12 protein-coding genes are annotated in these 10,351 nt (G+C 68.9%); 8 read left to right on the top strand and 4 right to left on the bottom strand.

Going from position 1 to position 10,351, the window contains the following annotated elements:
- The 5 genes from A5701_RS28640 to A5701_RS23890 form a co-directional block, all read left to right on the top strand.
- Nucleotides 1-740: LysR family transcriptional regulator (locus tag A5701_RS28640; RefSeq protein ID WP_067760188.1), on the top strand; the 740-nt coding region annotated here is incomplete at its 5' end.
- A 93-nt stretch (nt 741-833) separates the two neighbouring features.
- Nucleotides 834-2,240, top strand: a complete 1,407-nt coding sequence (locus A5701_RS23905) for an MmgE/PrpD family protein (RefSeq protein WP_067760179.1) — start codon at nt 834-836, stop codon at nt 2,238-2,240.
- A 45-nt stretch (nt 2,241-2,285) separates the two neighbouring features.
- Complete coding sequence (locus A5701_RS23900; RefSeq protein WP_067760176.1) at nt 2,286-3,050, top strand: DUF2127 domain-containing protein; 765 nt, start codon at nt 2,286-2,288, stop codon at nt 3,048-3,050.
- Between the two features lie 36 nt (nt 3,051-3,086).
- Nucleotides 3,087-3,938 carry an SDR family oxidoreductase gene (locus A5701_RS23895; protein ID WP_067760173.1) on the top strand — a complete coding sequence of 284 codons (852 nt, stop codon included), beginning with the start codon at nt 3,087-3,089 and terminating at the stop codon, nt 3,936-3,938.
- Between the two features lie 300 nt (nt 3,939-4,238).
- Complete coding sequence (locus A5701_RS23890) at nt 4,239-4,850, top strand: bifunctional 2-polyprenyl-6-hydroxyphenol methylase/3-demethylubiquinol 3-O-methyltransferase UbiG (protein ID WP_067760170.1); 612 nt, start codon at nt 4,239-4,241, stop codon at nt 4,848-4,850.
- On the opposite strand, the gene A5701_RS23885 is transcribed toward A5701_RS23890, so the two are convergent.
- A complete protein-coding gene (locus tag A5701_RS23885) occupies nt 4,830-5,369 on the bottom strand; it encodes a CGNR zinc finger domain-containing protein (RefSeq protein ID WP_067760191.1) in 540 nt (179 codons plus the stop codon). The genes A5701_RS23890 and A5701_RS23885 overlap by 21 nt on opposite strands.
- Nucleotides 5,370-5,516: 147 nt before the next feature.
- Between A5701_RS23885 and A5701_RS23880 the strand changes: the two genes are divergently transcribed.
- Nucleotides 5,517-6,212: an SDR family oxidoreductase gene (locus tag A5701_RS23880; protein ID WP_067760168.1), complete on the top strand. Its 696-nt coding sequence runs from the start codon at nt 5,517-5,519 to the stop codon at nt 6,210-6,212.
- Between the two features lie 241 nt (nt 6,213-6,453).
- Nucleotides 6,454-6,915, top strand: a complete 462-nt coding sequence (locus A5701_RS23875) for an SRPBCC family protein (protein WP_067760166.1) — start codon at nt 6,454-6,456, stop codon at nt 6,913-6,915.
- A 29-nt stretch (nt 6,916-6,944) separates the two neighbouring features.
- On the opposite strand, the gene A5701_RS23870 is transcribed toward A5701_RS23875, so the two are convergent.
- The 3 genes from A5701_RS23870 to A5701_RS23860 all read right to left on the bottom strand — a co-directional run bounded on the left by A5701_RS23870 (nt 6,945) and on the right by A5701_RS23860 (nt 9,818).
- Nucleotides 6,945-7,691: a methyltransferase domain-containing protein gene (locus A5701_RS23870; RefSeq protein ID WP_067760159.1), complete on the bottom strand. Its 747-nt coding sequence runs from the start codon at nt 7,689-7,691 to the stop codon at nt 6,945-6,947.
- A gap of 119 nt (nt 7,692-7,810) precedes the next feature.
- Nucleotides 7,811-9,184 carry an adenylate/guanylate cyclase domain-containing protein gene (locus A5701_RS23865; RefSeq protein WP_067760155.1) on the bottom strand — a complete coding sequence of 458 codons (1,374 nt, stop codon included), beginning with the start codon at nt 9,182-9,184 and terminating at the stop codon, nt 7,811-7,813.
- A gap of 40 nt (nt 9,185-9,224) precedes the next feature.
- A complete protein-coding gene (locus A5701_RS23860; RefSeq protein WP_067760152.1) occupies nt 9,225-9,818 on the bottom strand; it encodes a TetR/AcrR family transcriptional regulator in 594 nt (197 codons plus the stop codon).
- Between the two features lie 130 nt (nt 9,819-9,948).
- Here A5701_RS23860 and A5701_RS23855 point away from each other — a divergent pair.
- A partial coding sequence (locus A5701_RS23855; RefSeq protein ID WP_156670247.1) for an oxygenase MpaB family protein occupies nt 9,949-10,351 on the top strand: 403 nt, incomplete at its 3' end.

The following is a 10,351-nucleotide window of genomic DNA, read 5'->3' as shown; positions in this document are numbered from 1 at the left end:
TTCTTCCGGACGCGCGCCGCATCCTGGCGCTGGCCGACGATGCCAAGCGCCGGCTCCAGCGGGCGGCCGCGCGCAGCACGCCGGTACGCCTCGGGTACGTCAGCTGGCTGCCCGAGGACCTCACCACCCTGGTGGGTTCTGCGGCGGACTTGCGCCTCGACGAATGGGTGTTGCCGTCGCATGCGCAAGCCGAACGCGTTGCCGAGGGCACCCTCGACGTCGCGCTGGCGTGGGTCACTGCCGACCAGGTCAGTCAGCTCGGCCTGGTGGCACACCTGGTGCGAACCGAGGCGCTGCGCGCGGTCCTGCCCGGCACTTCCTCGGCGGATCCCGTTGCCGCGCAACGGCTCAGCGTGCTTGTCGACGCCGACGAGTCGGCGTGGTCGTCGTGGAACCGATACGCCACCGAGTTCGCGGCGGCCGTGGGCGCCCGCGTCGTGCACATCGACGACGGCGGCATCACCGGGGATGCGTTTTACGCACACGTGCGCAAGGTGGGCGCGGCCGTGCTCGCATCACCGAAACGCCATACCGCGGCGCTGCCACCGAGTCTGGGGCAGCGCCCCGTCGCCGAGCCGATACCGCTGTGGACATGGTCGCTGCTGCACCGGCGCGACGACGACCGCGCCAGCGTGCGTGACGCCGTGGACGCGCTGCTCACGATCGCGCGCACCCGCGACTGGCCGGCCCCGCCCGCCGGCCGCTGGTGGGCCCCCGCCGGCGATCCCCACCTGCGGTGAGAACTCGCCCCGAACACTGGTAAGAGAACGGTCCTGGACGAGCGGGCCGGCGCCGCGCTTCAGTGGAGTGGTCGGCCCGGAAGGCGAAAAGTCATGGCAGAGAACTACGTTGTCGAGCAACTGGCCGGATTCGTCGTCGGCGCGGAGCAGGCGGACCTGACGGGACGGCCACGGGCGTTGCTCAAACGCAACGTGCTCGACAGCATCGCCTGCGCGGTCGGTTCCCTGGACGGGGAGCTGATTGCGACCGTTCGCGAGCACACCGACCAGTTCAGTGGCGCCCCGACCGCGACACTGGTGGGCGGGGGACGGGCGTCGGTGGACCAGGCCGCGTTCTTCAACGCGGTGTTGGTGCGGTATCCCGACCTCCTTGACACCTATCTGACGGTCGGGGGGCTGTGCCATCCCGCCGACAACTTCGGCGCGATCTTGGCCGTCGCCGAGCACACCGGCGCCAGCGGAGCCGACTTCCTGCTGGCCCTGGCGGTCGCCTACGAGGTGCAATGCCGATTCAGCGCCCGGGTGCCCGTGATGGCGCGGGGACTCAATCACGCGTTGCAGCTGTCGATGTCGGTGGCTGCCGGCGCGGCCAAGTTGCTTGGGTTGGGCGTCGACGAGACCGCCAACGCGATCGCGGCCGCGGCGACCGACAACGTGTCGCTGGCTTCCGTGCACGCCGAACCGGTCTCGAACTGGAAGGGCATCTCACCGGCCATCACCGGCATGCGCGCCGTCTACGCGACCATGCTGGCCGCCCGCGGCGTCACCGGCCCGCGGTCGTTGTTCGAGGGCCCGCACGGCCTCGTCCAACTCTTCGATCAGCCGATCGATCTCGCGGCCGCCGACCGCGGGCTCGCCTGCGTCGAACGGACCTACTTGAAGCAGTACTGCTCACTGATTCACGGCCAGGTCGTCATCGACGCGATCTTGGCGTTGCGCGACGAGCACTCCCTGCGGGGCGAGGACATCGCGCGGGTAACCCTCGAGGTCTTCCAGGGCGCTTATGACTTCGCCGGCGGGGGAGCCTACGGCGCCAAGGATGAGCCCCGCACCAAGGAGCAGGCCGACTACAACCTCAAGTACTTGAGCGCGGTTGCACTCCTCGACGGCGGGGTGGGCCCCGAACAGCTGGAAACCGAGCGGGTGCGCCGCGCCGACGTGCAGGAGCTGTTGGCGCGCGTCGACGTCGAACCGGCTGCCGACCTGACCGCCGACTATCCGAAACGCACCGCGGCCCGGGTTCACCTGTCGACCCGGGACGGGCGCGAATTCCACCGTGAGCAAGCCGATTACGAGGGCTCGCCCACCCGGCCCATGTCGTGGGAACGCGTCATCGACAAGTTCGCCTGGCTGGCCGAACCCTTCTGCGGGGAAGCGTTGCGCGCCGACATCGTCGCGGCGGTCGATCACCTCGACGAGATCTCGGTCACCGACCTCACCGGTCTCCTGGCGGCGGTAAGCCCCCGCGCGCAACGGCCGCGGGCCAATCCGCGGTTCTGACGCGCCCTCTTGCGTTACCCGCCGCCGGCAGTGCGATGATCGGCCATGCGCAAAGATCAGGGCATCAATAGGTGGGAGTTGGTTACCTGCGCAATCGCGGGACACGCCACCTATGCGCCCGACGAACAGGATCTCGCCGCCCGGCTGAGCGGCACCACCGGACTTGGCGAGGTGTGGCGCTGCCTGCGTTGCGGTGAGTTCACCGTCGGCGCGCCACACGGGCGGGGACGCGCCGAAGATGCGCCGATGATCATGCGCGGCAAGGCTTTACGCCAGGCGATCATCATCCGGGCGCTCGCGGTGGAACGCCTGTTCCGCGCGGTGGTGATCGCGCTCGCCGCCTATGCGGTGTGGAAGTTTCGCGGAGCCCGGGGAGCCATCCAGGCCACCCTCGAACGCGACCTGCCGATCTTCCGCGCCGCCGGGTTCAAGGTCGACCAGATGACCATCGTGCACGAACTCGAGAAGGCGCTGGCCGCCAAACCCTCCACCCTGGCCTTGCTGACCCTGATGCTGACCGCCTACGCGCTGCTGGAGGTGGTGGAAGGTGTCGGTCTGTGGCTGCTGAAGCGCTGGGGTGAGTACTTCGCGGTGATAGCCACGTCGGTGTTCCTGCCCTTGGAGATTCACGACCTGGCCAAGGGCATCACGATGACCCGCGTGGTCACCTTCACCATCAACGTGGCCGCCGTGGTCTACCTGCTGTTCTCGAAACGCCTGTTCGGTTTGCGGGGCGGACGTGAAGCGTACGACGAGGAGCGACGGGGCGAGCAGCTGCTCGATGTCGAGAAGGCCGCCGCCAAAACCTGAGGCCCCAGGCCACCGCGGCTGGTAAGAACTAAGGCGATGGGCACTTATGCGGTCACCGGATCGGCATCCGGGATGGGCCACGAGACCGCGCAGCGGCTCAAGGCCGACGGGCACACCGTGATCGGCGTCGACATCAAAGACGCCGACGTCGTCGCCGACTTGTCGACGCCACAGGGGCGTCGGCAGGCCGCCGACGGCGTGCTGGCGGCCTCGGGCGGCAGACTCGACGGCGCGGTGCTGGCCGCCGGGCTCGGGCCCAGCCCCGGTCGAGAGCGGCTACGCCAGATCGGCGAGGTCAACTTCTTCGGCGTCGTCGAGCCGCTGGTCGCGTGGCGACCGGCGCTGGTCGCGGCCGAGAGCGCGAAAGTGGTTGTGGTGGCCAGTAACTCGGCGACGACGGTGCCCCTCGTCCCGCGCCGCGCGGTGAAGGCGTTCCTCGCGCATGACGCCGGCAAGGCCCTGCGAGCGGTGCGACCGTTCGGCCCGGCCGCGCCGACGATGATGTACGCGGCCTCCAAGATCGCCCTGAGTCGTTGGGTGCGGCGAAACGCGGTGCTGCCCGAGTGGGCGGGCGCGGGCGTGCGGCTGAATGCGCTGGCGCCCGGAGCCATCATGACGCCGTTGCTGCAGGAACAGCTCGCGACGCCCCGGCAGGCCAAGGCCGTCCGGTCCTTCCCCGTGCCAATCGGTGGCTTCGGCGAGGCGCGGCACATGGCCGAGTGGATGTGTTTCATGCTGTCCGAATCCGCCGAATTCCTCTGCGGCAGTGTCGTCTTCGTCGATGGCGGGACCGACGCCTACTTCCGGGCCGATGATTGGCCCAAGGCGCCACCCGCGCGGGGGCTGCCGGCCTACCTGCGGAAGTTCAGACGCCCGGCCAATGTGTGACAGCGCGCCGGCGCACGGGCGGCTGTGCGTAGGGCCACAAAATGGCTTTTCGTGGCGTTTACCCCGGCGCGGCGCGCCCGTAAAGCGGCCCCGGTGCAATTCAATGAATCGGCGCAACAGGCCGAACAGACGAAGGATCGAAACCGTGGCGACACTGCCCTCCTGGATCAGTCAGAGCCCTAGCAATCTCGATGTCGTGACGCCGATCAAGGCGCGTGCCGGTTACGCGTTGCGGGTGGTGCTGAGAACCCGGCCAAGCCGCGCACGCGCCGTGAGGCTCATGCCACGGGGCGCGGAGCGCTGCTGAGGGCCGACCGCCCGCACGACTACTGGAACCACAACGCCGCGTATCACGGCTGGCTGGTCGACATCGCCGCGCGCCATCGCGGCGACGTCTTGGACGTGGGGTGCGGCGACGGGTTGCTCGCCCGGCGGCTGGCCACGGTGTCGCGCAGCGTCGTCGGCATCGATGCCGACCCAACCGCGGTCGAACGGGCGATAGATCGGTTGCAATCCACCGACAATGCCTCGGTGCTCCTCGCCCGCTTCGAAGCCTTCGCGGCGGAGCCGCGCTCGTTCGACCTCATCACGTTCGTGGCCAGCCTGCATCATCTGCCCCTGCGCGAGACCCTGCAGAGGGCACGCGAAATGCTCACGCCCGCAGGGGAACTCGCCGTCGTGGGGCTGTCGGCCAACAAAACGGTCGCCGACTGGGCATGGGCCGCCCTGTGCACCCCCGCCGCGCGCGCAGGGTCGCTGCTGCACCGGGAGACTCGCAACATCGGCGTGGCCGTGGCCGATCCGCGGGAAAGTCTCCAGGAGATTCGCCGGGTGTCCGCCGACGTGCTACCGGAAGCAACGATCCGGCGGGGCCTCTACTACCGCTACCGCCTACTGTGGCGGAACCGCTAGGCCCATCGCGCGCTCGCGTTCCCGTCGACGGGCCCGCGAAGCGCGCAGATTGGCGGCGTTACCGCACGTCTTGACGTCGTGCCAGACCCCACTGTTGTTTTTGGAGCGGTCGTAGAACGTCGACCCGCAGTGGTGGTTGTGGCACCGCTTGACGCGCCGCCAGGTATCGGCGTGCTGGCTCAGCAGAATCTCGGCCCACAGCGCCGACGCCAGCCAGCGCCACCCGGCGCCGCTGGGCTCCAGTCGGACCGCCCCGGCGTCGGAGACCACCAGGGCCGCGGGAATGGCGCCTCGTCCGCCCGTCGTCTCGCCGCTCACCAGTGCATCGATGGTGTCCCGCAACGAGCGCAGCTTGGTCAAATCTGCGTCGTCGAGCTTGGGCGGCGGTAGCACCTCGCCGCGGGTGGTCGACCAGTTACGCACCGCGCCCGCGACCCAGTCGCGGGCGACCGCGGTGTCAGCCAGCAGGTCCGGGCCATAGCCCGCGATCCCCCTGGTGTTGAGGAAGTCCTGGACCAATGCCAGGCCGCCGGGCGCCGGGGTGATGCCGTACCGCTGTGACGCAGCCCATGAAATAGACATAACTAAAAGATACTTGACTATGTCGACACCGGCAACTACGGTGACAGAAACAAATTGGATTTACCTACGTCAGGAGTCTGGATCATGGTCAACATCAAAGGGTCGACGGTCGTAGTTACCGGCGGACAGCGCGGGCTGGGCAAGGCCATCGTGGACGAGTTGTTGGAGCGGGGCGCGGCCAAGGTCTACGCGACGGCGCGGGCGCCCAAACCCAGCGCGGACCCGCGCGTGGTCAGCGCCGAGTTGGACGTGACCGATGCGGACTCCGTTGCGGCTCTGGCAGCTTCGGCTTCGGACGCCGAGATCGTAATCAACAACGCGGGTGTCCTCGGCGCGGCGAAGCTGCTCGACAGCGACATCGAGGAAGTGCGCGCGGTGTTCGAGACCAACTACTTCGGTGCGCTGCGCGTCGCCAAGGCCTTCGCGCCGATCCTGGCCGCCAACGGTGGCGGCGCGCTGGTCGACATCGCCTCGATCCTGTCCTGGATGCCCGGCTCCGGCGGGTACGGCGACTCCAAGGCGGCGCTGTGGTCGACGACGAATACGCTGCGGATCGAACTCGAAAAGCAGGGCACCCTGGTGGTCGCCGCGCACCTCAGCTTCACCGACACCGAGATGGCGTCCGGCTTCGACGCACCAAAGAACGACCCGCGTCAGGTGGCGCACGCAATCGTCGACGGTATCGAAGGGGGCGAGCCCGAGGTGCTGGCCGACGACGACACCCGCTACGTGAAGGCGGCGCTGTCCGGGCCGGTCGAGGCGCTGCCCCGGATGCCGTAGGCATGAGGGTCTGCCCGAAGGCAGTTCCCCGTCTTAAGACGGTGGGTCAATCAGGCCCTTGCGGATGGCCTCGCCCAAAAATGGGCTTGCTGCACTTCGGGCAGACCACCGGGTTGCCCCGGCATCCACCACGGTCGCACCCCGCCGGCCGGTAGCTCGACGGTCGAAGGTCCTCAACGCTTCGGCCGAAGGTCACATTCACACCGCGGCGGCGCTCCGGTGGACGTGTTTGGATAGCGGTATGTCGGACATGGAAATCGAAGGCATCGTGAGCGCCACGCGCGTCATCGCGGCCAACGCCGCGCGGATCTTCGAGCTGATCGCTGACCCCGCGCGCCAGCCGAGCTGGGACGGCAACAACAACCTCGCCTCGTCCGCCCCGGGCCAACGAGTCCGCGCCGTCGGGGACGTGTTCACCACGAAGCTGACCAATGGCGCCGTGCGGGAGAACCACGTCGTGGAATTCGTCGAAGGCAGCAAAATCGCCTGGTGCCCAGCCGAACCCAGAAAACAGCCGCCCGGTCACCTGTGGCGCTGGGAGCTCAGCCCGGTGAACGCCGAACTCACCACGGTGACCCACACCTACGATTGGACGGGGCTGACCGACGCCAGCCGCCTGGAACGCGCTCGCGCGACGACGCCGGAGATGTTGCGCGAATCGATGGACCGGCTCGCCACGGTCGCACAGAACCCCGACTCGTGAGGCCACGGCCGCTGTGAAACGCGACTGACTCAGCCGTTCTTACCCCGCACCCACTGGACCGTGCCGTAGTTCTTCACGCGCACGCTCACGAATCCCTGGCCTTCCAGGATGTCGCCGATCTCGTCCTCGTCGAAGACATGCGCCCCCACGTTCGGCAGCTTCTGGAACAGCCGGGCGGCCGGACCGACGGTGGGCACCATGACGGCCAGCCTGCCGCCCGGTCGTAGCACCCGCGCCATCTCGCCCAGCGCGGTCTCCGGATGGGGAATCAGCTGCAACACGGCCGTCGAGATGACCGCGTCGACCGTGTCGTCGCGCAGCGGAAGTCGTTGTGCGTCAGCCCGGATGAAGCCGACCTGCGGTCCGGCCTCGTTGCGGACGGCGCGCGCCAGCATGGGCTCGGAGATGTCGACCCCCAGCGCGAGCCCGCCCGGGCCGGCCGCGCGTGCCAGCGACGCGGTCACGTTACCCGGGCCCGAGCCGACATCGAGCGCTGTGCCGCCGGGCGGGATGTTCAACCACTCGAGCGGTGTCTGCCACGCGCTGATCAACCGCCGCGACAGGGCTTGGGCGTTGTCGTAGAGCATCGATCCGATCGGTGATGCCCACGCCGCCTGGATCGGGCCGGTGTTCTTGGCGACGCCGTTGCCCTCGTCGGATCCGCTACCGAGCAGATCCAGATAACCCTTGCTCACATCGGGATTCGCCGGCGGATCGGCCAGCAGCTCCAGCGCTCGACGCAGCGCGGGGGGCAACGAGACGTGCACGTCGGTCATGCGCACTCCTTCGACCAAATACCAAGCCGTACGCCGGAATCGGGGATCGGGCCGCCGGAAGAAGGCCCCCTGGCGGCCCCTACCCCGCCACTACGCAGCGTACGCCGAGCCGCACTCGGTCACCGCCTGACGGCGGCGTGCTCGCGCACCAGCGAGTACAACCGCCACTGGCCCGGCACGCCCTTGAGTGCTGTCTCGCCGCGGTCGCCGAAGCGGTGCCGCGATCCGGTGACGATGTCGCGGAGCGTGGAGGACACCAGCACCTCGCTGGGGCCGGCGAGGGCGGCCACCCGGGCGCCGATGTGTACGGCCATGCCGGCGACGTCGTTGCCGCGCACCTCGACTTCACCGGCGTGGATGCCCACCCGCACCTCAATGCCCAGCACGCGGACCGCGTCGACGATGGCGTCGGCGCACGCGATCGCGGCGCTCGGGCTGCTGAACGTCGCGACGAAGCCGTCCCCGGCCGTGTTGACTTCTCGCCCGGAGAATCGCAGCAGTTCGTGCCGAACGAGGGTGTCGTGGTTGTCGAGCAGGTCGCGCCAGCGGTGGTCGCCGAGCAGCGCGGCACGCTCGGTGGAGCCGACGATGTCGGTGAACACGATCGTCGTGAGCAGGCGCTCGGCGTCGGAGGCGCCGCGCACGCCGGTGATGAATTCCTCGATCTCGTCGAGGACGGGGGCGGTGTCGCCGACCCAGTACAGGGTGTCCCCGCCCGGGCACTCGACCAGGCGTGCGCCGGGGATGTGTTCGGTCAGGTAGTGGGCGTGCTCGACGGGGCTGAAGGCCTGGTTGTCGCGGTGCAGGATCAGGGTCGGGACGGCGATACGGGGAAGCCGGTCGCGGACGTCGCCCTCCCTGACCTTGTTGATGAACGCGCGGGCCATGCTGGGCGACGCCGCCCGGTTGCCGGCCATGTCCCACCACGACCTGAACGCGGCGTCGCCCGCCACGGAGGGCGCGATGATGCCGAGCATGTCGAACCCTTGCTCGACGGCGTCCGGCTCCATCCCGACCGTCGTGAAGCGGTCGGCGTCGTCGAGGTCGCTGCCGATGGGGTAATCGGGCCCACGCAGCGTGCGCGCCGCGCCGTTCGCAATCACCAGGCTGTTCACCCGCTCGGGATGGTCGGCCGCCAGAACGATCCCGGCCAGCGACGTGAAACCCGGGGCGAAGATCGTCACCCGCTCGCATCCCACCGCGTTCATGACCGCGATCGCGTCCTGCGCCCACGATTCCGGGCCGAGCATGTCCGCGGGCACCCGCGACGACAGGCCGATGCCGCGCTGGTCGAACCGGATCACCCGGCAGAACGACGCGAGCCGGCGATGGAACCGGTACATCGACGGCTCGAGGTCGACGCAGTCGATCGGGATCAGCGGGCCCGGCAGCACGAGCAGGTCGATCGGACCATCGCCGAAGACCTGATAGGCGATGTCGATCTCGCCGCAACTGGCGTACCGGGTTCGCGGAGCCGCAGAACTCCCAGCCACGCATCCAGGCTAGTGCAGGTCACCGACACGCCGGAACCGCTCAGCGGCGGATGATCGGCACGAGGTAACGGGCGGCGTACTCGCGGACGGCCGCGGGGTCTGACGTGTCGAGGCGGTCGGTGGGAAACACGATGATGCCGAGCGCGACGCGAAGCAGGATGTCGGCGATGTTGGACAGGTCGCGGTCGGGAATGTCGGTCCCGCAGCGGCGCAGGGTGTGGGCGATGCCGTCGGCGAACTGCCCGATGGGGAAGGCCCGCGATCGGGAGAACATGCCCAACAGCTCGGGTTCGCTCTCGGCGATCCGCGAGTACAGCTTCGAGTCGTGGACCAGGCGCACGCCCAGCGCGAACGCCTCGACCACGGCCTGCTTCGGATCGCAGCCGGTGGTCGCGCGGTCCAGCGTGCTGAAGAAGGATTCGGCCTCGCGCCGCACCACGTGTCCGAACAGGTCGTCCTTGGTGGGAAAGCGCCGGTACACGGTGCTGCGGCTGACGCCCGCGCGGGCCGCGACGTCTTCGATGTTGGCCCGGCGCACGCCGTAGGTCTCGAAGACGGCGCGCGCGGTGTCCAGGATGGTGCGGTCGACGTCGCTCAGCGCCGCGTCCGCGTCGGGCTGCGTGGCTGTCCGCATCGCCTCAACTCCTCGAATGACCGCCCGGTATGCGATCGGCGCGACCGGTTGCTAGGCTGTTGAAACAAAGATACGGTTTTGTGTCATTGATTCGCAAGGGCATGGCGGCTGAGGCCGCGGGGAGGGGAGCATGACCACCCACAACGACGGGTTGGCGGCCGCCCCCACCCCTTTCACGGCGGGAACCCGCTTCGACACCGGGGTGCGGGAGGCGTTGCCCATGCCGGTAGACGGGCCTGCCGGGGCCGCCGGCGCGCGGCTCGGACCGGAGTCGTTGACCTGGAAGTTCTACGGGGACAACCGCACCCAGTTCTTCGGGTTCCAGCGCACGGCGGGCGTGGAGAACTGCATCGAACAGCTCGCCCAGGGCGTGCTCGACCACTCGGTGGTCTTCAGCGACACGTTAGGTCGGGCGAAGCGGACCGCGCCGCCGCTGATGAAGACCGTCTACTCCGACGAGCCGCGCGAGTGGGGCCGCAAGGTGCGCGACTTCCACAAGACGATCAAGGGCACCATCAGCGACGGGTCGAGGT

Source organism: Mycobacterium sp. E3305 (assembly GCF_001666785.1).
Lineage (GTDB): Bacteria > Actinomycetota > Actinomycetes > Mycobacteriales > Mycobacteriaceae > Mycobacterium.
This window is presented reverse-complemented; position numbering and strand designations above follow the sequence as displayed.